This is a genomic window from Luteibacter sp. UNCMF331Sha3.1, from assembly GCF_900109915.1.
Taxonomy (GTDB): domain Bacteria; phylum Pseudomonadota; class Gammaproteobacteria; order Xanthomonadales; family Rhodanobacteraceae; genus Luteibacter.
On record NZ_FOBU01000002.1, the window covers coordinates 381999 to 403200 of the forward strand.

A 21202-nucleotide genomic window follows, 5' to 3' on the forward strand; every position below is an offset into this window, starting at 1 on the left:
CGGCGTCGTGCGGACCATCCTCGTGTCGCCCACCGGAGTCACACCATGGTCTCGCCCAGACACGCATCGCCCATTCCAGCCGCTGCCATCGGCGAGTGGCCGGGCAAGGTCGTCCTCGTCACCGGCGGTGCGCAGGGTATCGGCAAGGGCATTGCCGAGGCCGTGCTGGCGGCGGGTGGTAGCGTGCTGATCGGCGACCTCGACGCGGAGGCCGGCAAGGCCTGCCTCGACGAGTGGAACGTGCCGGAACGCGCCGCGTTCCTGGTGCTCGATGTGTCGAAAGAGGCGAGCGTGAAGCGCTTCGTCGACGGCGCGCTGCGTCGCTTCGGTCGCATCGACGGACTGGTGAACAACGCGGGCATCGCGGATCCTGTCACCGGGCCGCTCGAAACGCTCGACTGGAGCGAGTGGAAACGTCGCATCGACACCAATCTCGGCGGTGTCTTCCTCTGCTGCAAGCACGCGCTGCCGGCGCTGAAGAGGGCGAACGGCGCGATCGTCAACATCGCCTCGTCGCGCGCGCACCAGTCCGAACCCGACACGGAAGCCTACGCGGCGAGCAAGGGTGGCATCGTGGCCTTTACCCATGCGCTGGCCATCAGCGCCGGCCCGGTGCGCGTCAACGCGATCAATCCCGGATGGATCGCGGTCGACGACTGGAAGAAACCTTCCGCAAGGCGCAAGCCGAAGCTGACCGCCGCCGACCATGCGCAACACCCCGTCGGCCGTGTCGGCGTGCCCCCGGACATCGGCGCGCTGGCGGTGTTCCTGCTGTCGTCGCAGGCGGGTTTCATCACGGGTGAGAACATCACGTTGGATGGTGGTGTCACACGGAAGATGCACTACGTCTGATGCCGGCATGCGATCAGGCGCCTGCGGGAGCGCGCTCGCGCGCGATGGGTGCTCGCGACAAGCACCCATCGCGCGCGAGCGCGCTCCCACAGGAAAGCTGACCCGTTACCGGGATGTATATCGTTCCAGCGGCACCGAGGTTCTCGCACCTGCCACGAAGCGCTTCGCCGCCTCGTCGTAATCCCATTGCTCGACGACGCAGACCGACCGATCTTGCGCCGGATCGTGATGCAGCACATGGAACGAATTGCTGATGCCTTCGCGGATGCGCGTCGACAGCGCGGTGCCTGCCTGTACGGACCATAGCTCGCTCGCGAGACGGCGCGTCTCGTTGTTCAGCGGACGGACGTAGGGCAGGTGGATGTGCCCACCGAGCACGAGGTCGGCGCCGGAGGCGGCCCATGCGGCGATGGCGGCCTCTCGGTTGATCAGCAGGTTTTCGATGTCCTTGTCGCGGATGACGTGCACCGGTTGATGCGTCACGACGATGCGTAGCTGCGCATCGTCGGCATCGCGCAGTCGACGCGCCACGCGTTCGATCTGCGCATCGGAGACTTCGCCGTTCTTGTGGCGGGCGGGGCGCACCGTGTTGACGCCGATGGCGAGGACATCGGCGCTGGCGAACTCGGGTTCGAGGTCGTCGCCAAACACGCGGCGGTATTCGGCGAAAGGCGAGAACGCGCGCGCGAAGAGATTGAGCAGCGGGACGTCGTGATTCCCGGGAATCACGAGGGTAGGGCGCGCGTAAGCGTCGATGAAGCACCGCGCCGCCTCGAACTGCGAGCGTCGCGCGCGCTGCGTCACGTCGCCCGACAGGATCACGAGTTCGGGCTGCATCGCGACGATCGCGTCGCGCAGCGCCTCCACGACGTCGGGGCGTTCCGTGCCGAAGTGCGGGTCGGATATCTGGACGATCACGCTCAACCCGGGTCCTCCCCGGGCTGCCGCACGCCGTCGGTCAGCAGCCGAAGCGGTCGCGGGGCGGCGCGGAACACGATCGGCGGCTTCAGCCAGACGATCTCGCCATCCACGGCGACCTTGATCGCGTGACGATGGCGCTTCGGCGTGACCTTGATCTCGCGGAACGCAAAACTCACGGCGTTCTCGGCCTCGCCGAGCTTGCCGAGCGCGCCGCGCAGGATCAGGCCGAGCATGGTCAGGCGGCCGATCGGTTTCAGTACCAACCCGGCGAGGACACCGTCGTTGCGGCGTACATCGTCGGCCTCCGGCAATCCGATCTTTTCGAGCTGCAACGCGTTGTTGCCCACGAAAAGCGTCGGCGTGCGCAGGTCGCGGGTCCGCTCGCCGTCGCTGACTTCGATGCGCAGGGGCCGGTAGCCACGCATCATCGTCGCGAGCCCCGACCACAGCGCCACGATGCGGTGGCGACCGAACCGCTGTTTCCATGTCTCGCGATCTTCGAGCACCTGCGGGTAGAGGCCGAGGCTCGCGTTCACGAGGAAGACGCGGTCGTTGACCATGCCGATCTGCGCGTCGCAGAGGCTGGCCCGGAGCAGCGCCTCGGTCGCTTCGCGCGTTTCCGTGGGAATGCCGTGCGTGCGGCCGAAGAAGTTGAAGGTGCCCTGCGGCAGGACGCCCATCGGGAGGTCTTCTTCCCATGCCGTACCGGCGACGCAGTTGATGGTGCCGTCGCCACCCGCGGCGACGATGGCGCCACCTTCGGCCTTCGCGTGTGCGGCGGCGTCGCGCACGACGTCCTTGATATCGCGGCTGCCGTCGATGAGGAAGAAGCGATGCCGACGACCGGCGGCATCGAGGATCGACGCGATCTCGTCGCGGGCCGCTTCGGCCTCGCGGCTGCCGGAGCCGGCGTTCATGACGATGGCGAAAGATGAGGGGGTCATCGCGACAAGGAACCATTCGCGCCGTCACGATCGCATGAAATTACTGGCCGGCGCGGCGTCCTTCCCGCAGGCGCAGGTACTCCGCGCTGCCCACGCAGAGCGTCACCCAGGCCAGGCCCGTGGCGTAGCCCGCCATCACGTCGCTGAAGTAATGCACCTGGAGCAGGATGCGGCTGACGCCGACGATGGAAATCATCGCCACGGCGGCGATCACGATCGTGCGATGCCAGCGTGGCGGGCAGAGCACGAGGAGCACGTACCCGAGCATGCCGTAGAAGACCATCGAGCCGGACGCGTGGCCACTCGGAAAGCTGTAGCTGTGTTCCACGACGTACCCGTGATCGTGCAGCGGGCGCTCACGCTGAAACCAGGACTTCAAAGCGGTGTTGATCGACGCCGTGCCCACCAGCGTCACGATCCATGTGATGGCGAGCCGCAGGTGCCGGCGCACGAGCAGGACGACGAACACCACGAGCGTCGCGATACCGAGCACCAACGCATCGCCGGCGTGCGTGAGCCACGCGATGGCACGCAGCACGGGGAGCGGCGTGTTCGCGCGCAGGTCGCTCGCGAGGTTGGCATCGAAGACCGTCAGGCCGGCGGCGTCGCGAACCTCCACGGCGATGGCGGCGGCGATGGCGAGCATCGCCACCACGACCGCCATCGCCGTCACGGGGCGCAGGAAGGTCCGCGCGGCCGCATCCAGGCCCTCGCGACGTCGCACGGCCCGACGCCATGCGACATCGGCACCCGCGAGTGCGGCGGCGAGCAGCACCGCCCACAGGGTCACGGCGTGCCGGCTGATCCAGTCCGCGTCCATTTCGCTCGCTCCTCGACTCGTGGCAGGATCGACCATGTTGCCACGCCGCGACCGCGGCCCGAAAAGGGGATCCACCCGATGAAGCACCTGCCCGTCCGCTCGGTTCTCGCGCTCGCGCTCCTCACCACGGTGGGCTTCGCCGCCCAGGCCGACGAGGCGCCGCTGGCGCACCGTATCGTCCGCGTGTCCCTCGACGGCGCGACGGACAAGGGCACGTCCGGCCGGCTGCTCCTGTTCGCCGCGCCCGCGTCCGCCGCGAAGGACGGCAAGATGGAGTCGGTCGACACCAACCCGTTCCAGCCGAAGGCGGTTTCCGTCGCCGGGCGGGAGGTGGACTGGATGGCGCCCGGGCAATCCGTCGACATCGATGCCGACGGCGAAGCGTTCCCGGCCGGCTTCTCGTCTCTGCCGCCCGGCGACTACCTGGTGCAGGCCGTGCTCGACGTCGGCCACGATTACAACTACTCGGGGCGTCACGCCGGCGATCTGGTCAGCGAGGTGACGCCGGTGAAACTCACGCCAGGCGGCAGCCTGCCGGTGTTGAAACTGACGAAGACCGTGCCGGCGAAGGACCCCTGGGACCTGCCGTCGCAGGCGCCGAAGGAGGTGCGCGACGCCGTGCCCGAAGCGCGCAAGCATGCGCACGCGGAGGTCTTCCAGAGCCCGTCGCTGACCGCGTTCACCGGTCGTCCGCAGTCGATCCGTGCGTGGGTCCTGACGCCGCCCGGTTACGATCCGAACGGCAGCACGCGGTACCCGGTCGCGTACGTCACCCACGGCTTCGGTGGCGGGTTTGATCGCTTCACCGGCAACGTCGCGTTCCTGTGGTCCGCGATGGCGAAGAAGGACATGCCTCCGATGATCTGGGTGCTGCTGGACGAATCGGGGCCCACCGGCACGCACGAATTCGCCGACTCGGTGAACAACGGGCCGTGGGGACACGCGCTGATCGCCGAATACATCCCGTGGCTCGAAAGCCGCTATCGCATGGATGGCAAGGCCAGCGGCCGGTTCCTCAATGGCCACTCGTCCGGCGGCTGGGCCACGTTGTGGCTGCAGACGGCGTATCCGAAGACCTTCGGCGGCACGTGGTCCACATCGCCCGATCCGAGCGACTTCCACGACTTCACGGGCATCGACCTGTACGCGACCGGTGCCAACGCCTATCGCAAGCCGGACGGCAGCGCGAATCCGCTCGTGCGTGACAAGGGCCAGGTGATCGCCACCTTCGAAACGTTCGCGAAGCTCGAGCGCGTGCTCGGTTCCTACGGTGGCCAGCTGGCCTCGTTCGAATGGGTATTCTCGCCGCGCGGGAAGGACGGCCGTCCGCAGCCGATGTTCAATCGCGATACCGGCGCGGTCGATGCCGACGTGGCGGCGTACTGGCGCGAGCACTACGACATTTCTCAGCGCGTGCGCACGAACTGGCCGGCGCTCAAGCCTGACCTCGACGGCAAGATCCACCTCATCGTGGGAACCGCCGACACCTTCTACCTTGACGGTTCGGCGAAGCTGTTCAAGGCGACGCTCGACGAATTGCACGCGAAGAGCGACTTCCGCTTCCTGCCCGGCAAGACGCATTTCGACCTGTACACGGAGGGCGAGGATCGGCAGGCGCTGCTGAAGAAGATCGCGTGGGAGATGTACGGCGTGGCGCGGCCGGGGCAGAAGCGGTAAGACCGCTTCCACCACGCCGTCTCATCGCACGACCAGGGAGACCGCACCCATGCCCTACGAAGACATCTGGCGCCGCTCGGTCGACGACCCGGAGGGGTTCTGGGGCGAACAGGCGGGACTCATCCACTGGGATACGCCGCCCGCGCGCATCCTCGATGCGTCGTCGCCGCCGTTCCGGCGCTGGTTCGTCGGCGGCACGACCAACCTCTGCCACAACGCGATCGACCGGCACCTCGACGCACGCGGCGATCAGCTCGCGATCGTCGCGGTATCGACGGAAACGAACCAGACGCGCGAGATCACGTACCGCGAGTTGTACCGGGAAGTGAACGCGTTCGCGGCCATCATGGTGTCGCTCGGCGTCGGCCGCGGCGACCGCGTCGTGATCTACATGCCCAACGTCGCGGAGGCCGTGTTCGCGATGCTCGCCTGCGCACGCATCGGCGCGATCCATTCCGTGGTGTTCGGTGGTTTCGCGGCGCACAACCTGGCGCTGCGCATCGACGACGCGGAGCCGGCGCTGCTCGTGTGCGCCGACGCGGGCATGCGCGCCGGCAAGACGATTCCCTATAAACCGCTCGTCGACGCCGCGCTGCGCGAGAGCCAGTCGCCGCCGGCGCACGTGCTCGTCGTGAACCGCGGGCTCGACCCCGCGATGCACGTGCAGCCGGGGCGCGACGTGGATTACGCGTCGTTACGCGCGCAGCACCTCGATGCCTCGGTGCCGGTGGCATGGCTCGAATCCAACGAGCCCAGCTACCTGCTCTACACGTCGGGAACCACCGGCAAGCCGAAGGGTGTGCAGCGCGACGTCGGTGGTCACGCCGTCGCGCTCGCGCTGTCGATGACCGCCATCTTCGACCTGCGACCCGGGCAGACGATCCTGTGCACGTCCGACGTGGGCTGGGCGGTCGGGCACTCGTACAACGTCTACGGACCGCTCATCGGCGGATGCACGGCGATCCTCTACGAAGGCGTGCCCACCGGTCCCGATCCCGGCATCTGGTGGCGGCTGTGCGAGACATACGGCGTGCGCACGATGTTCTCCTCGCCGACGGCGATCCGCCTGCTGAAGAAACAGGACGCGGCGTGGCTGTCGCGCTACGACCTTTCCGCGCTGAAATGGATCTTCCTCGCCGGCGAACCGCTGGACCGGCCGACGTACGACTGGCTCTCCACGGGCACGGGCAAGACCGTCATCGACAATTACTGGCAGACCGAGACCGGCTGGCCGGCGTTGTCGCTGATGCCGGGGCTGGACCTGAAACCGGTGAGGCCGGGTTCGCCGGGTTTCCCCACGTTCGGCTACCGGATGCGAGTCATCGACGAGACGACGGGCGTGGAGAAACCGCCGGGCGAGAAGGGCGTGCTCGTGATCGAGCCGCCGTTGCCGCCGGGCTGCCTCACGACGATCTGGCGCGACGACGAACGCTACCGGCGCAGCTACTTCGGGCATTTCAGGGAGTGCCTGTACAGCTCGCTCGACTGGGCCGTGCGGGACGCCGAAGGCTATTTCTTCATCCTCGGCCGCACCGACGACGTCATCAACGTGGCCGGGCATCGACTCGGCACGCGCGAGATCGAAGAATCCGTCGCCAGCCTCGGCGCCGTCGCCGAGGTGGCCGTCGTCGGCATCGTCGACGACCTGAAGGGCCAGGTGCCCGCGGTGTTCGCCACGCTGAAGCAGGGCGTCACCGACGACCCGCGCGACGTCGCGCAGGCCATGGAGCGGCGGGTGGTGGAACTGCTGGGCGCCCTCGCGCGGCCAGCCTGCGTCTATGTCGTCGCCGCGTTGCCGAAGACGCGCTCCGGCAAGTTGCTGCGACGGTCGTTGCAGGCACTCATGCAGGGCACCGATCCGGGCGACCTGTCGACGCTCGACGATCCCGGCGCGCTCGACGCCGTGCGCGAGGCGATCGAGCGCGGGCCCGATTGCGGTTCTCCGCGAGCGTGAATCGCCGGCAGGCTGGTTCCCAGCCTCCGGTATGCAGCCTCCTGCCAATCGCTGCCGCCTACCAAAGGGCGGGAGCCAGCCTGCTGGCGAAAGCCCACGGAGCGGCTTAGCCGCACCGCAACAACCGGTAAACACCGCCCCGCGCTAAAATGGCGCTCTTTATGCGGAGAGTTCCATGGCACAGCAACCCTCGGCCGGCGCGCGTTTCCGCGCCGCCCTCGCGGCCGAACGGCCGCTGCAGGTCATCGGTGCGATCAACGCCAACCACGCGCTGCTGGCGAAGCGGGCTGGCTTCCGTGCCATCTACCTGTCGGGCGGTGGCGTGGCCGCTGGATCGCTCGGCCTGCCGGACCTCGGCATCAACACGCTCGACGACGTGCTGACGGATGTACGGCGCATCACCGACGTGTGCGACCTGCCGTTGCTGGTCGACATCGATACGGGCTTCGGACCGAGCGCGTTCAACATCGCACGCACGGTGAAGAGCCTCATCAAGTTCGGCGCTGGCGCATGCCACATCGAAGACCAGGTCGGCGCCAAGCGTTGCGGCCATCGTCCCGGCAAGGAAATCGTCGGCGTCGGCGAGATGGCCGACCGCGTCAAGGCGGCGGCCGACGCGAAGACCGATCCCGATTTCTTCCTCATCGCGCGCACCGACGCGATCGCCGTGGACGGCGTGGACGCCGCGATCGAGCGCGCCATCGCCTGCGTCGAAGCGGGCGCCGATGCGATCTTCGCGGAGGCCGCGTACGACCTGCCGACGTACAAGCGCTTCGTCGATGCGGTGAAAGTGCCCATCCTCGCCAACATCACCGAATTCGGCCAGACGCCGCTGTTCAGCACCGAAGAGCTCGGCAGCGTCGGCGTCGGCATCGTCCTGTATCCGCTGTCCGCGTTCCGAGCCATGAACAAGGCCGCGGAGAACGTCTACACCGCCATCCGTCGCGACGGTCACCAGCGTAACGTCATCGACACGATGCAGACCCGCGAGGAGCTCTACGACCGCATCGGTTACCACGCTTACGAAAGCCACCTCGACGAACTGTTCTCCAAGAAGGGTTAAGGAGCTTAAGCAATGAGCGACACCACCACCGCACCGAAGGCGAAGAAATCCGTCGCCCTGTCCGGCGTCGCCGCAGGCAACACCGCGCTCTGCACGGTCGGCCGCAGCGGCAACGACCTGCACTACCGCGGCTACGACATCCACGATCTCGCCGCCAAGGGCTCGTTCGAGGAAGTCGCCTACCTGCTCGTCCATGGCGTGCTCCCGAACTGGGTGGAGCTGAACGCCTACCGCGCGAAGCTGAAGCGCCTGCGAGGTCTGCCCGCGCCGGTGAAGGGCGCGCTCGAGCTGCTGCCGGCCGCCACGCACCCGATGGACGTGATGCGCACGGGCGCTTCGATGCTCGGCACCGTGCTGCCGGAAAAGGAAGACCACAACGTCACCGGTGCGCGGGACATCGCCGACCGCCTGATGGCCAGCTTCGGGTCGATGCTGCTGTACTGGTACCACTTCAGCCACAACGGCAAGCGCATCGAAACGGAAACCGACGACGACACCATCGCCGGCCACTTCCTGCACCTGCTGCACGGCCGCAAGCCGAGCGAACTGCACTCGCACGCGCTCGACCGCTCGTTGGTGCTCTACGCCGAGCACGAGTTCAACGCCAGCACCTTCACCGCGCGCGTCATCGCGGGTACCGGCTCGGACATGTATTCCGCGATCACGGGCGCCATCGGTGCGCTGCGCGGTCCGAAGCATGGCGGGGCGAACGAAGTGGCGATGGAGATCATCGCGCGCTATCGCGACGCGGCCGAGGCGGAAGCCGACATCCGTGCACGCGTCGAGCGCAAGGAGATCATCATCGGCTTCGGCCACCCGGTGTATACGGTGTCCGATCCGCGCAACGAGATCATCAAGGAAATCGCTCGCAAGCTGTGCGTCGACGGCGGCAACCCGCGCCTCTTCGAGGTCTCCGAGAAGATCGAGAAGCTGATGTGGGAGCTCAAGAAGATGTTCCCGAACCTCGACTGGTACTCGGCATCGGCGTACCACATGATGGGCGTGCCGACCGCGATGTTCACGCCGCTGTTCGTCATCGCGCGCACCTCGGGCTGGAGCGCGCACGTCATCGAGCAGCGCCAGGACGGCAAGATCATCCGTCCGAGCGCGAACTACACGGGTCCGGAAGACCAGACGTACGTGCCCATCGAGAAGCGCTGAGGCACTTTCCGGTGGGAGCCAGCAGGCTGGCTCCCACCGATGGCTCAGATCGTCGCAGCCAGCCGCGTCGCCTTGTCGATCGCGCGCTTCGCATCCAGTTCCGCCGCGACGTCCGCGCCACCCACCAGGCGTACGTCGACACCCTTCGCGACCAGCGCCTCGTGCAACGTGCGATTGGGCTCCTGGCCCGCGCAGACGATCACGTGGTCGACGTCGAGCACCTGTGCCGTGCCGTCGATCGTCACGTGGAGGCCGGCATCGTCGATCCGGTCGTACGTCACGCCGCCGAGCATCTGCACGCGCTTGTTCTTCAGCGTGGCGCGATGCACCCATCCCGACGTCTTGTTCAGACGGCCGCCCGGCCGTCCGGGGCTGCGCTGGAGCAACCACACCTGTCGCTCGGGTTTTTCCGGCGTCGCGGGCATCAATCCGCCCGGCGTGGCCATCGTCATGTCCACACCCCATTCCTTCGTCCAGCGCGCGACGTCGGTCGTGGGGGAGGGGGTCGCCTCGGTGAGGAACTCGGCCACGTCGAAGCCGATGCCACCCGCGCCGATCACCGCCACCCTCGCGCCGACAGCAGCGTTGCCGTGCAGGACGTCGAGATAGCTCAGCACCTTGGGGTGGTCCGCACCGGGCAGGTCGAGCAGGCGGGGCAGCACGCCGGTGGCGAGGATGACGGTGTCGAACCCGTCGCCGGCGAGCGATTCCGCGCTGGCCTCGGTGCCGAGGCGGCGTCGCACGCCGGTGGCGTCGAGGCGATGGTCGAAGTAGCGCAGGGTCTCGTGGAACTCTTCCTTGCCCGGGATGCGCTTGGCCATGTTGAACTGGCCGCCGATGACCGCGGCACGATCGAAGAGCGTCACCTCGTGCCCGCGTTCGGCCAGCGTGGTGGACGCGGCCAGTCCGGCGGGTCCGGCGCCGACGACGGCCACGCGCTTCTTCGCGGTGGCCGGCGCGATCACCAGTTCGGTCTCGTGACAGGCCCGTGGGTTGACGAGGCACGAGGCGCGACGGTTCGCGAACACGTGATCGAGGCATGCCTGGTTGCAGGCGATGCAGGTGTTGATCGCCTCGGGCCGCGCGGCGCGCGCCTTGTTCACCCATTCGGGATCGGCGAGGAGGGGACGCGCCATCGACACCATGTCCGCGTCGCCCTGCGCGAGGATGCGCTCCGCCACATCCGGCATGTTGATGCGGTTGGTGGTGACGAGCGGAATCGACACCTCGCCCTTCATCCGCCGCGTGACCCAGGTGAACGCGCCGCGAGGCACGCTGGTGACGATGGTGGGGATGCGTGCCTCGTGCCAGCCGATGCCGGTGTTGATGATCGTCGCGCCGGCGGCTTCGATCGCCTTCGCCAGCGTCACGATGTCGGTCCACGACTGCGCTTCGTCCACGAGGTCGAGCATCGAGAGACGGTAGACGATGATGAAATCGGGCCCGACGGCCTCGCGCATGCGCCGCACGATCTCCACCGGGAACCGCATGCGATGCTCGGCCGTGCCACCCCAGCGATCCGTGCGCCGGTTGGTGCGGGCGGTGAGGAACTGGTTGATCAGGTAGCCCTCGGAGCCCATCACCTCGACGCCGTCGTAGCCGGCATCGCGCGCGAGCTTCGCGCTGCGCACGAAATCGTCGATCGTACGCTCCACGCCGCGCGAGGAAAGGGCCTTCGGCGTGAACGGCGTGATCGGTGACTTGATGCGCGACGGCGCGACCGAAAGCGGCTGATACGCGTAGCGCCCCGCATGCAAGATCTGCATGCAGATCTTGCCGCCCTCCGCGTGCACGGCGCGCGTGACCTTACGGTGCCTGCCCACGTGCCAGGGCATCGACAGGGTGCCCGACATCGGCTTCAGCCAGCCGCGAATGCTCGGTGCGATGCCGCCGGTGACGATCAGACCGACGCCGCCACGCGAGCGCTCGGCGAAGAACGCGGCGAGTTTGTCGTAGTCCGCCGCCTTGTCCTCGAGGCCTGTGTGCATGGAGCCCATGAGCACGCGATTGTTCAGGGTGGTGAAGCCCAGGTCGAGCGGGGCGAGCAGGTGCGGGTAGGCCACGGACGGCTCCGGTTCAAACGATCGTTCGAATGATCGTCGCAACCGGGCGCGGGAGCAAGGGCGGACGCAGCACGGGTCCGGCCATTACCCGCCAAGGCAACCATCACAGCGCCGCCGCAAGGTCGTTACGGCGTGTATCGCACCCGTTACACGGCGGCGATCCCGTTGAACCCGATGCCGCCCGCAAACCCGCGCCGCGACGCGACTCTGCGCAAAAGCGGACAAAGGCACGCAATTTGCTCCGCTCTTTAACCCGGCGCGTTGGCAGGACGTGGCGGTCGGCAAGAGAAACAGGGGTTCGCGAAGCTCATGTTCATGCATATGCAAACCAGGAGACTCTCCCATGCGTAAGACTCTTATCGCCACGGCGATCTGCCTCGCTACCGGACTTTCGCTGCCGGCAATGGCCGACGACACACAGACCGGCGCCGCCGGTGCCACCGCACAGCGCCACTCGATGGCCGTGCAGTATTCCGATAGCTCGACGTACACCGATAGCTCGACCCGTTCGTGGGCCGACAGCTCCACACACTCGAAGACGACGACCGGCTCGTTCAACACCACGAACGTGGCGGCGAACACGACATTGAGCGGCACCGTCAGCGACGTCAGCTCGACGATGGGAAACACGGCCTGGAACCGTGGCGACGCCAATGGAGCACGCGGCGGAGCGGGCGGTGACGGATATGGCGCCAAGGGCTACGGCGGCCATGGCGGCTCCGGCGGCGACGGCGGAAACGCACACGCGCGTGGCGCGGTGGGCGGCGACGCCTCGGCCTCGTCGGGCGACGGCAGCGGCTGGAGTGGTGCGCGCGGCGGTAGCGCCTACGGCGACGGTGGCGATGCTTCCGGCGACGGTGGCGACGGTCGGGCACGTGGCGCGGGCGCCGATACGGCGACGGGCGGCGCGACGGCCAGCACGGGCGGGGCGAGCACCAGCACGGGTGGCGCCGGTTCGGCCGGTGCGGGCACCGGCACGTCGGGTACAGCGACGAGCACGGGCGGCGCGGGCGGCACGGCCATGGCGGCTGGCGGCGCGGGCGGCGCGGGCGGCGCGGGTGCGTCCGGCACCGGCGGTTCGGGTTCCGGTGCGGCCGGTGGCGCCGGCGGTTCGGGTGGCACGGCGTCGGCGAACGCGGGTTCGTTGATGGTGGCCAACACCTTGAGCGGCGGCGCGGGTGCGGCCGGTATCACGACCTCGATCGCGAACGTCGGATCCGCCCTGAACCAGGTCGGCATCACCGTCCAGGCGAACATCAACCCGTAAATCCGGGTGCTCGGCAACAGGAGCCACGGGGCGCCATCGCGCCCCGTGGTGACCGCAGGGAATCGTCAGGACCACGAGGACACCCAGATGCCGCAGTTTTCCAGACAACGGGTACGCCAGGCAGCGATCGTCGCGATCGCCGCTTTCTGTGGAGGAGCCGCGTTCGCCGCGACCCCGCCGCAACCATCGCAGCCGACGACGTTCGGCCAGCCGGCATCGGTCGAGACGCTCGGTGTCATGACGGGTGGAAGCGACACCACCCACAACAACAACACGCTGAACGCCACGATGAGCGAGGCGGATGCCAAGCGGAACGTCACGGGCACGAACATCATTTCGAGCGATGCGCTGAGCAACGCGTCCGGCATTCCCACCGTCATCCAGAACAGTGGCAACAACGTGATCATCCAGAACGCCACGATCGTGAACCTCCGGATGAACCCATGAAGGTCGCCTGCGCCCTGGCCCTCGCGTTGCTCGTCGCGGCACCCGCCGCGCCGGCGATGAAGGTCGAGGTGCAGACGAGCCCGGGCACGTCGTATCCCGTGAGGATGACGAGCCTCAAGGAGGCGCGTTTCCGCAACACGGTGCGGCAGAAGTACGACTTCAGCTGCGGCTCCGCCGCGGTCGCCACGTTGCTGACGTACCAGTACGGCGACCCCATCGACGAGCAGTCCGCGTTCGACATCATGTACAGGAACGGCGACCAGGCGAAGATCGGCAAGGAAGGTTTCTCGCTGCTCGACATCAAGCGTTTCCTCGCGTCGCGCGGTTTCGAGGCGGACGGTTTCGAGGTGCCGCTGGAGCGACTGGACGCCGAAGGCGTGCCGGCCATCGTGCTCATCAACGAGCGTGGCTACCACCATTTCGTCGTCGTCAAAGGCTACAAGAAGGGCCGCGTGCTGATCGGCGATCCCGCCCGCGGCACACGTGCGATGTCCAGGCGCCGGTTCGACGCGCTATGGACCAATCGCCTCGTCTTCGTCATCCACAACGAACGCGACCGCGCGATCTTCAACAGCCCGCGCGACTGGGCCGTCGCTCCCGCGGCGCCCATTTCCGAGGGCATCGAGCGTAATGGACTGGGCCCGATCGTCATGCCCAAACGCGGTCCGGGGGACATATGAGTACCCGAATACTATTGACCGTCGCGTTGCTTGCGGGAGGCGCGTGCGCCTCGGTGCAGGCGGCCGATTTTCCCGTCAACCGGAGCGTCACCGACGCGCAACTCGACCGCATCCGCGGCGGTTTCGATTTCGGCGACAACCTCAAGGCGTCTTTCGCGTTGCAGCGCACGGTGCTGATCAACGGCATGGAGGCGATGCGCACCACGATCAGCGTGCCCGACATCGCCAGCATGACGGCGGATCAGGCGACCGCGTTGCAGAACGCGATGCGCACGACGTTCATCGCCAACGGCATGGTGAGCGGGCCGACGGTCACGACGCCGCCCACGGCGAACGAAGCCGCGGTCGCGTCGGCGGCGAACGGCGTGGTCGGTAACGCCGCCACGGCGACGGCACCGGTCGGTGCCGCGGCGGCGACCGCGCCGGTCGTCACGTCCATCCCGTCGGCGGGGTTGCCCGGCCTGGTCGTGCAGAACGCGCTCGACAACCAGGTGATCACGGCCACCACGACGATCGACGCGTCGGTCAACACGGCCACCATGTTGCAGAACCTGAGGGTCTCGGAGTCGATCCGGGACGCGGTGATCCAGTTCCGGGGGAACTAACGCATGTATCGCAATGGCAGGGTGATGCAGGCTAAATCGTGCGTGGGCGCCCTGGCGCTCGCGGTGCTTCCGCTGTGGATCGGCGCGTGCCTGGCGCAGGAATCCAGCGTCGATCCGGCCCTGCGCGAAAAGATCGACGCGCAGGGCAGGCGCATCGACGCGATGCGAACGCGCATGGCGGAGCAGCTCGCCGAACTCGAGCAGATGAAGCGCGAGCTGGCGTCGCAGGAACTCCAGTACAACGACCTTCGTCGTGCCGTCGGACTGAACGCGCTGGAGGAGGCACGAGGCGCGGCCGGCGAGCTCGCCGATCCGCGCGCGCAGGCGCCGGCGACGCAGGACACGGCAGGCGCACCGCCGCCGACCAGCCCGCAGGCACCCGTGGCGCAGCCCGTGGTCGCCACGCAGCCGGTGGGGCGTCGACCGGAAACGGACGAACGGCCGCCCGAGGTCGCACCCATCTTCGACCAGCCGGGCGTGCTCACACCGCGCGGCAAGCTCATCGTGGAGCCGTCGTATCAGTACGGCTACTCGTCGAGCGACCGCGTGGCGCTGGTCGGTTACACGGTGGTGCCCGCGATCCTGATCGGCCTGGTGGACGTGCGTCAGGTGAAGCAGACGACGCAGACCGGTGCGGTGGCGTTCCGCTACGGGCTCACCAATCGCATGGAGCTGGAAGTCAGGATTCCTTACGTCGACAACCACACGGACACGATCAGCCGCGAGATCTTCACCGGCACCGCCACCGACCGCCTGTTCACCACCAGCGGAAAGGGCATCGGCGATGTCGAGGCCACGTTGCGTTACCAGATCAACGACGGCGGCCCGGACAAGCCGTATTACATCGGCTGGTTCCGCGCCAAGTCGCGCACCGGTCGCGATCCGTTCGAGGTGACGACCGACTGCGTGACGCGTTGCATCGAGAGCTTCACCGGCACCGGCCTGCCGCTGCGCAGTCCGACCGGTTCCGGTTTCTACTCGGCGCAGCTTGGCGTGACGTGGCTCTATCCGTCCGACCCGGTGGTCTTCTTCGGCAACCTGAGTTATCTGCGTAACTTCGAGCGCAAGAACGTCAGCCGCACGATCCTCGGCGGTGGCAAGCAGTTCCTCGGCGACGTGAAAGCCGGCGACATCGCCGACATCAGCATCGGCATGGGCCTGTCGCTCAACGAGAAGGCGTCGATCAGCATCGGCTACGACCAGGCCTTCGTCAGCCGCACCACGCAGGACGGTCACCCGTTGCCCGGATCCGCGCGATCGACGCTGGGGTCGCTGCTCATCGGCGGTTCGTACCGATTCAACGACAAGGAAACGCTGAACATCACGCTCGGTGTCGGCGTGACGCGCGACACACCGGACACCACGATCACGGTACGTGTCCCGATCACACTCTAGGCCGAGCGATGTGCCGGAGCCCCCCGTGGGAGCGCGCTCGCGCGCGAACGCGTGCTCGCGGCAAGCCCCCATTAGCGCGCAAGCGCGCTCCCACACGGATATCGAGACTACGCGATCTTCACCAACGTGAACCAGTCCGCGTTTCAAACACGCGGAAGTTCCCCTGCACACATCGAACACACACTTGATCGTTAAGATTTCAGGTGGGGGTTTCGACCAAACTTTGCAGGGAACATCACATGCGCTCACGTTCACACCGCCACACCCGACTCGCCGCGAGCGTCGCGATCGCCTCGCTCGCCGCGTTCGGCGCCACTGCGCACGCGCAGGACAGCAGCAACAAGAAGTCGCAGTCGCCCGCGCTGGACAACATCAGCGTCTGGGTCGGCGGTTATTACACCAACAACGACACCACGATCGGCGCCACGACCGGCATTCTCAACACCAGCGGCGACGTGAACCTCGAGGACGACCTCGACTTCAAGAAGCACAAGACGGTGCCGCGCGTCCGTCTCGACTTCCTGATTGGCGAGCACCAGGGCTTCGCCTTCGACTACTACAAGGTCGACCGGTCGAACTCGCGCACGCTCAACGAGCAGATCAACTTTCTCGGCAACCCGATCCAGGCCAGCGCCTACGTCAAGGGCGACCTGAAGTTCACCTTCGGCAGCGCCGCGTACAAGTGGTGGTTCGGTACGGGTAACGACGTGTTCGGCGTCGGCCTCGGTGCCGCGTATTACAAGGTCGAAGCCAGCATCTACGGCTCGGTGTCGGCCCTCGGCCAGACGCAGTCGTCGGGCTCCTCCAGCGACACGAACGCCTGGGCGCCCAATCTCCAGCTCGGCTGGCGCCACGCGTTCAACGACCAGTGGCGCATGTACGTCAACGCGTCGGGCGTGAAGAAGAACGGTGGCTCGCTCAACGGCCACATCTGGGACGGTGCGGTCGGCGTCGAGTGGTTCCCGTGGGAGAACGTCGGTTTCGGCGCGGAATACGCGTACACGAAGATCGACCTGCACCAGGACAAGAGCCGCTACGACCTCGACCTGGACATGAAGCTCAACGGCCCCGCGGCCTACGTGCGCTTCCGCTTCTGATCCGAATGGTCGACGACCGGCGCATGCCGGTCGTCAGCCAGGGGGGATCCACGGGCCGCCGAAAGGCGGCCTTTCTTATGCGATCGCCTTGCGCCGGCTCCGGCGGGCCCACAGCCAGCCGCCGCCACAGATGCCCGCCACCAGCACCACGTCAAGGACCCACGGCGCCCACGGGCGCGCGTCGAACCAGGGCGCGACGAGGTGGTCGTGCGCGATCATGCGGGCGGCCGTCCACGCGATGGCACCCGCGCCGATGTAGACGATGATGGGGAAGCGCTCGATCAGCCGCAGGATCAGAGTGGAACCCCAGACCACCAGCGGCACGCTGATGGCGAGGCCGAGCACGACGAGACCCATGTGGCCCTTCGCCGCCCCGGCAATCGCCAGGACGTTGTCGAGGCCCATCAGGGCGTCGGCCACCACGATGGTGCGGATCGCCGACCAGAAGCCCGACGCGGCGCTGATGTCAGGATCGTGTTCCTCGTGCTTGAGCAACTTCCACGCGATGGGGAGCAGCAGCAGGCCGCCGGCCAGCATCAGGCCCGGAAGCTTCAGCAGCCAGATCACCGCGAACGTCAGCAGAATGCGGATCGCGATCGCGCCGAAGGTGCCCCAGAACACGGCCTTCTTCTGCAGGTGGCGGGGCAGGTTGCGCGCGGCCAGCGCGATCACGATCGCGTTGTCGCCCGCCAGGACGAGGTCCAGGAGGATGATGGCCGCGAGGCCAGAGAGGAACTCGGTGGTGAGGAAATCCATGGTGTCGGGGTCCTTCGCGCGCTGTGGTCGGACCAATGCGGCGGCGACGGGTACGCGCCCCCGTCGTCACCGCAAAAGTCTCGTTCCTGGCGCGAAGCCACCGCGACGACCGGACCGCGTGAGGCGGCCGTACTGACGATCGACACGCGCGGCACCGAAAGCGGCCGCCGCGGAACTACTCCCCTTCGGGTGTGTAGTGGGGCGCATTGTCCCTGTTGGGATGCACCGCGGCAAGACATCCCCCGGGGGTCACCGGCTAAAATGCCCGGCTTTCCCAACCCCTCGCGAGTGAAGTCCATGAGCGCACACGACATCCGTTCCGCCACGCGTCCCGATCCGGACCAGCCGCTGGTGGACATCGCCAACTACGTGGCCGATTACCAGATCGACTCGCAGGAGGCCTACGACACCGCGCGCTACATGCTCCTCGACTCGCTCGCCTGCTCGGCGCTGGCGATGAAGTTCCCGGATTGCGTGAAGCACCTCGGTCCCGTCGTTCCGGGCGCCGTCATGCAGGACGGCGTGCGTGTGCCGTTCACCTCGCACGAGCTCGATCCGGTGCAGGCCGCGTTCGCCATCGGCACGCAGATCCGTTACCTCGACTTCAACGACACCTGGCTCGCCGCCGAGTGGGGCCACCCGTCCGACAACCTCGGCGCCATCCTTTCCGTGGCCGATTACCTGTCCCGCAAGGCAGTCAAGGAGGGTGGCAAGGCCCTGACCGTCCGCGACGTGCTCGGTTATGCGATCAAGGCGCACGAGATCCAGGGCTGCTACGCGCTGAAGAACAGCTTCAACCGCGTCGGCCAGGACCACGTGATCCTCGTTCGCCTCGCGTCCACGGCCGTCACCACGGCGATGCTGGGCGGTGGCAAGGAGCAGATCACCACGGCCGTTTCGCACAGCTGGATCGACAACGGCGCCCTGCGTACGTACCGCCATGCCCCGAACACCGGTCCGCGCAAGAGCTGGGCCGCCGGCGACGCCTGCCGCCGCGCCGTGACGCACGCCATCAACGCCGTCTACCGCAACGTGGTCGGCTACCCTTCGGCACTGTCGGCCAAGACCTGGGGCTATTACGACGTGGCCTTCAAGGGCAACGCGTTCGAGTTCGAGCGTCCGTTCGGCAGCTACGTGATGGAAAACGTGCTGTTCAAGATCAGCTTCCCGGCCGAGTTCCACGCCCAGACGGCGGTGGAGTGCGCCATGCAGCTGCATGCCCAGGTCGGTCCGCGCATCGACGAGATCGAGAAGATCGTCATCGAGACCCAGGAAGCCGGCGTCCGCATCATCGACAAGACGGGCCCCCTGGCCAACTACGCCGACCGCGACCACTGCATCCAGTACATGGTGGCCGTCCCCCTCATTTTCGGTCGCCTGACGGCCGACGATTACAACGACTCGGTGGCTGCCGACCCGCGTATCGACGCGCTGCGCGACAAAATGACGGTGGTCGAGAACAAGCAATTCACGAAGGATTATTTCGACCCGGAAAAGCGCTACATCGGAAACTCGGTGCAGGTGTTCTTCAAGGACGGCTCCTCGACCGAAAAGGTCTCGATCGATTTCCCGATCGGTCACCGCAATCGCCGTGCCGAGGGCATTCCCGTGCTGCTGAAGAAATTCGAGGCTGCCCTGCGCGCCGAGTGGCCCGCAGAGCGGGTCGAGAAGGTCCTGGCGGTCACTTCGTCGCCCGAAAAGCTCGACGCCATGCCCATTCACGAGTTCATGACGCTCTTCACGGCTTGATAATGGCCGTGACTCAAGTATGAACGGCGGTTTTTAGCAGGTGCTCAATTGTTTGATTTTTGCTAAACTGCCGCCGCCCGTTGAAGGGGTATCAAAGCGAGGGACGGCTGAAGTCCCCGGATTCGATAAGAGTTCTACGCGCGATTTCCGTCTGGGGTGGAGCGCGGACGCGAATACCAATAATGAGGAGACACCGATGAAACGTAAGGGCTTGTTTTTGCTGATTGGCTTGGCCCTGGGCGGCGTGGGTGCCGTTCACGCGCAGGAATCCGACACGTCGGGTAACGGCTACGACGGCCGCTGGTACATCGCCCCGACGGTTGGCGGTTACTACAACGATACGGACCGCCACACGAACAGCCGCCAGGTTTACTACGGCCTGGGCGTTGGCAAGTTCATCTCCAACAACGCTTCGATCGACATCTTCGCCGATCGCACCAAGCGTGATAACGATGGCACCGGCCACTGGTCGAACAACAGCTACGGCGTTGCCGCCCGCTTCTACGCTGGTGCGTGGGACAGCTGGCGTCCGTACCTGCTCGCTGGCGTGATGGGCTCGTACCACCACAACCCGGCCGACAACGGCTGGTCCCCGGCCGCCGAGCTCGGCGTCGGCGTGTCGAAGACCATCACCGACAGCTCCGACTTCCGCGTCGAAGCCGGCTATCGCTACGATTGGGACGACAAGACCAACGACAGCGAGAACGGCTACGGCGACTGGTTCCTCGGCTTCTCGATCGTCTCGCGCTTCGGCGAGCCGCCGGCAGCTCCGGCTCCGGCCGCTGCTCCGGCTCCGGCCGCTCCGGACTGCTCGACGCTCGACAGCGACGGCGACGGCGTGAACGATTGCGACGACAAGTGCCCGGCCACGCCGGCTGGCACGATTGTCGGCCCGGATGGTTGCCCGCAGAAGGTCGTCATCGACCTGCGCGGCGTCAACTTCAAGTTCGACCGTCCGAAGAAGGGCGAGACGAACATCGGACCGACCCTGCAGGAGCCGACCAGCGAATCGCTGGGCGTCCTCGACCAGGCTGTCGACACCCTGCAGCGTTACCCGCAGGTCAAGGTCACGGTTGCCGGTTACACGGATAGCGTGGGTAAGGACGCGTACAACCAGTCGCTGTCCGAGCGTCGCGCCAAGATCGTGTACGACTACCTGACCTCGCACGGCATCGGTGCCGATCGCCTGGAAGGCCCGATCGGCCACGGCGAGAACAACCCGATCGACACGAACGACACGGCCGAAGGCCGCGCTCGTAACCGTCGCACGGAACTGCAGGTCGAGCAGTAATCCGCGAAGTATCGGTAGCAAGATAAAAGAGCCCGGCGAAAGCCGGGCTCTTTTTTTGTGCGTGCGTGAAAGCGTCTGTACGTGCATGTAGGCGTACCTGCGCGCGTATGGGCCGGCTCGGCTTGCGCCATCGCGTTCGGTTTGCGCTGTCGCGAAGAGCCGTCGACCACCGCCCTCGGCGCTCCGGGCTTCACCGTCGCTTGGGAAAGGCTGCCGCTGCGCGGCCGTGTCTTATGGCTGACGCCCCTGCGCGCCCGCGCGGCGAGCGGGGGTTTTCGACTCGGCTCCTGCCTCGACGAAAACGGCCGGCCGTCCGGGCCGGCCCCCTGCGGGCCTGATCCGCTCGCCGCGCTCGGTTCCGCAAGTCGCGCCGAGGGCGGCGGCCGACGGCTCTGCCAATCCGCGAGGCAAGCGGCTGTGTAGGAGCCGCTATAGCGGCGAGCTCGTGTGGGAGCGGCCT

General features: G+C 67.0%; 18 protein-coding genes. 13 read left to right on the forward strand and 5 right to left on the reverse strand.

Annotation, left to right across the window (positions count from 1 at the left end):
• Window positions 1–45: 45 nt before the first annotated feature.
• A complete protein-coding gene (locus BMX32_RS10090; RefSeq protein WP_089978197.1) occupies window positions 46–852 on the forward strand; it encodes an SDR family oxidoreductase in 807 nt (268 codons plus the stop codon).
• Window positions 853–957: 105 nt separating this feature from the next.
• Here the strand turns inward: BMX32_RS10090 and BMX32_RS10095 are convergent, their stop codons facing one another.
• The 3 genes from BMX32_RS10095 to BMX32_RS10105 are packed head-to-tail and all read right to left on the reverse strand — an operon-like array spanning window position 958 to window position 3537.
• Window positions 958–1770 carry a metallophosphoesterase family protein gene (locus tag BMX32_RS10095; RefSeq protein WP_244511552.1) on the reverse strand — a complete coding sequence of 271 codons (813 nt, stop codon included), beginning with the start codon at window positions 1768–1770 and terminating at the stop codon, window positions 958–960.
• 2 nt (window positions 1771–1772) lie between these two features.
• The gene (locus BMX32_RS10100; protein WP_089978206.1) at window positions 1773–2717 is read right to left on the reverse strand and encodes a diacylglycerol/lipid kinase family protein; all 945 of its coding nucleotides are present in this window, start codon (window positions 2715–2717) and stop codon (window positions 1773–1775) included.
• Between the two features lie 40 nt (window positions 2718–2757).
• Window positions 2758–3537 carry a phosphatase PAP2 family protein gene (locus BMX32_RS10105; RefSeq protein ID WP_089978209.1) on the reverse strand — a complete coding sequence of 260 codons (780 nt, stop codon included), beginning with the start codon at window positions 3535–3537 and terminating at the stop codon, window positions 2758–2760.
• A gap of 78 nt (window positions 3538–3615) precedes the next feature.
• On the opposite strand from BMX32_RS10105, the gene BMX32_RS10110 reads away from it, so the two are divergent.
• The 4 genes from BMX32_RS10110 to prpC all read left to right on the forward strand — a co-directional run bounded on the left by BMX32_RS10110 (window position 3616) and on the right by prpC (window position 9392).
• Window positions 3616–5214 carry an alpha/beta hydrolase gene (locus BMX32_RS10110; RefSeq protein WP_089978214.1) on the forward strand — a complete coding sequence of 533 codons (1599 nt, stop codon included), beginning with the start codon at window positions 3616–3618 and terminating at the stop codon, window positions 5212–5214.
• Between the two features lie 49 nt (window positions 5215–5263).
• Window positions 5264–7168: a propionate--CoA ligase gene (gene prpE, locus BMX32_RS10115; RefSeq protein WP_089978216.1), complete on the forward strand. Its 1905-nt coding sequence runs from the start codon at window positions 5264–5266 to the stop codon at window positions 7166–7168.
• 175 nt (window positions 7169–7343) lie between these two features.
• Entirely contained in the window at window positions 7344–8231 is an 888-nt protein-coding gene (gene prpB, locus BMX32_RS10120) for a methylisocitrate lyase (RefSeq protein ID WP_089978220.1), read from the forward strand.
• A 12-nt stretch (window positions 8232–8243) separates the two neighbouring features.
• Window positions 8244–9392 (forward strand): bifunctional 2-methylcitrate synthase/citrate synthase, encoded by a 1149-nt coding sequence (gene prpC / locus BMX32_RS10125; RefSeq protein ID WP_089978224.1) that lies wholly within the window; start codon window positions 8244–8246, stop codon window positions 9390–9392.
• 44 nt (window positions 9393–9436) lie between these two features.
• On the opposite strand, the gene BMX32_RS10130 is transcribed toward prpC, so the two are convergent.
• The gene (locus BMX32_RS10130; RefSeq protein ID WP_089978228.1) at window positions 9437–11455 is read right to left on the reverse strand and encodes an NADPH-dependent 2,4-dienoyl-CoA reductase; all 2019 of its coding nucleotides are present in this window, start codon (window positions 11453–11455) and stop codon (window positions 9437–9439) included.
• A 343-nt stretch (window positions 11456–11798) separates the two neighbouring features.
• Here BMX32_RS10130 and BMX32_RS18650 point away from each other — a divergent pair, with 343 nt between their 5' ends.
• From BMX32_RS18650 to BMX32_RS10165, 6 genes are all read left to right on the forward strand, one after another.
• On the forward strand, window positions 11799–12722 hold the full coding sequence (locus tag BMX32_RS18650; protein WP_170843625.1) for a hypothetical protein: 924 nt from the start codon (window positions 11799–11801) through the stop codon (window positions 12720–12722).
• Between the two features lie 87 nt (window positions 12723–12809).
• Window positions 12810–13169, forward strand: coding sequence for a hypothetical protein (locus BMX32_RS10145; protein WP_089978237.1), 360 nt, complete (start codon window positions 12810–12812; stop codon window positions 13167–13169).
• Window positions 13166–13849, forward strand: a complete 684-nt coding sequence (locus BMX32_RS10150) for a C39 family peptidase (protein WP_089978240.1) — start codon at window positions 13166–13168, stop codon at window positions 13847–13849. The genes BMX32_RS10145 and BMX32_RS10150 overlap by 4 nt, the downstream gene beginning before the upstream one ends.
• A complete protein-coding gene (locus BMX32_RS10155) occupies window positions 13846–14454 on the forward strand; it encodes a hypothetical protein (protein WP_139206708.1) in 609 nt (202 codons plus the stop codon). Before BMX32_RS10150 ends, BMX32_RS10155 begins: the two co-directional genes overlap by 4 nt.
• Window positions 14455–14457: 3 nt before the next feature.
• Window positions 14458–15849 (forward strand): coiled-coil domain-containing protein, encoded by a 1392-nt coding sequence (locus BMX32_RS10160; protein ID WP_211664203.1) that lies wholly within the window; start codon window positions 14458–14460, stop codon window positions 15847–15849.
• A 239-nt stretch (window positions 15850–16088) separates the two neighbouring features.
• Window positions 16089–16946 carry an outer membrane protein gene (locus tag BMX32_RS10165; RefSeq protein WP_244511493.1) on the forward strand — a complete coding sequence of 286 codons (858 nt, stop codon included), beginning with the start codon at window positions 16089–16091 and terminating at the stop codon, window positions 16944–16946.
• A gap of 75 nt (window positions 16947–17021) precedes the next feature.
• Here the strand turns inward: BMX32_RS10165 and BMX32_RS10170 are convergent, their stop codons facing one another.
• Complete coding sequence (locus BMX32_RS10170) at window positions 17022–17702, reverse strand: TerC family protein (RefSeq protein ID WP_089978246.1); 681 nt, start codon at window positions 17700–17702, stop codon at window positions 17022–17024.
• A 297-nt stretch (window positions 17703–17999) separates the two neighbouring features.
• Between BMX32_RS10170 and BMX32_RS10175 the strand changes: the two genes are divergently transcribed.
• Both BMX32_RS10175 and BMX32_RS10180 read left to right on the forward strand, forming a co-directional pair.
• The gene (locus BMX32_RS10175) at window positions 18000–19451 is read left to right on the forward strand and encodes a bifunctional 2-methylcitrate dehydratase/aconitate hydratase (protein WP_089978249.1); all 1452 of its coding nucleotides are present in this window, start codon (window positions 18000–18002) and stop codon (window positions 19449–19451) included.
• Window positions 19452–19647: 196 nt separating this feature from the next.
• Window positions 19648–20742, forward strand: a complete 1095-nt coding sequence (locus BMX32_RS10180) for an OmpA family protein (protein WP_089978254.1) — start codon at window positions 19648–19650, stop codon at window positions 20740–20742.
• Window positions 20743–21202 lie beyond the last annotated feature (460 nt).

What these genes read in the sequence shown, in the direction of transcription:
- BMX32_RS10145 (WP_089978237.1), top strand. Translation starts at nt 12,810, where the DNA reads ATGCCGCAGTTTTCCAGACAACGGGTACGCCAGGCAGCGATCGTCGCG.
- BMX32_RS10110 (WP_089978214.1), top strand. Translation starts at nt 3,616, where the DNA reads ATGAAGCACCTGCCCGTCCGCTCGGTTCTCGCGCTCGCGCTCCTCACC.
- prpE (WP_089978216.1), top strand. Translation starts at nt 5,264, where the DNA reads ATGCCCTACGAAGACATCTGGCGCCGCTCGGTCGACGACCCGGAGGGG.
- BMX32_RS10100 (WP_089978206.1), bottom strand. Translation starts at nt 2,717, where the DNA reads ATGACCCCCTCATCTTTCGCCATCGTCATGAACGCCGGCTCCGGCAGC.
- BMX32_RS10160 (WP_211664203.1), top strand. Translation starts at nt 14,458, where the DNA reads ATGTATCGCAATGGCAGGGTGATGCAGGCTAAATCGTGCGTGGGCGCC.
- BMX32_RS10165 (WP_244511493.1), top strand. Translation starts at nt 16,089, where the DNA reads ATGCGCTCACGTTCACACCGCCACACCCGACTCGCCGCGAGCGTCGCG.
- prpC (WP_089978224.1), top strand. Translation starts at nt 8,244, where the DNA reads ATGAGCGACACCACCACCGCACCGAAGGCGAAGAAATCCGTCGCCCTG.
- BMX32_RS10155 (WP_139206708.1), top strand. Translation starts at nt 13,846, where the DNA reads ATGAGTACCCGAATACTATTGACCGTCGCGTTGCTTGCGGGAGGCGCG.
- BMX32_RS10105 (WP_089978209.1), bottom strand. Translation starts at nt 3,537, where the DNA reads ATGGACGCGGACTGGATCAGCCGGCACGCCGTGACCCTGTGGGCGGTG.
- BMX32_RS10150 (WP_089978240.1), top strand. Translation starts at nt 13,166, where the DNA reads ATGAAGGTCGCCTGCGCCCTGGCCCTCGCGTTGCTCGTCGCGGCACCC.
- BMX32_RS10175 (WP_089978249.1), top strand. Translation starts at nt 18,000, where the DNA reads ATGAGCGCACACGACATCCGTTCCGCCACGCGTCCCGATCCGGACCAG.
- prpB (WP_089978220.1), top strand. Translation starts at nt 7,344, where the DNA reads ATGGCACAGCAACCCTCGGCCGGCGCGCGTTTCCGCGCCGCCCTCGCG.
- BMX32_RS10090 (WP_089978197.1), top strand. Translation starts at nt 46, where the DNA reads ATGGTCTCGCCCAGACACGCATCGCCCATTCCAGCCGCTGCCATCGGC.
- BMX32_RS10180 (WP_089978254.1), top strand. Translation starts at nt 19,648, where the DNA reads ATGAAACGTAAGGGCTTGTTTTTGCTGATTGGCTTGGCCCTGGGCGGC.
- BMX32_RS18650 (WP_170843625.1), top strand. Translation starts at nt 11,799, where the DNA reads ATGCGTAAGACTCTTATCGCCACGGCGATCTGCCTCGCTACCGGACTT.
- BMX32_RS10170 (WP_089978246.1), bottom strand. Translation starts at nt 17,702, where the DNA reads ATGGATTTCCTCACCACCGAGTTCCTCTCTGGCCTCGCGGCCATCATC.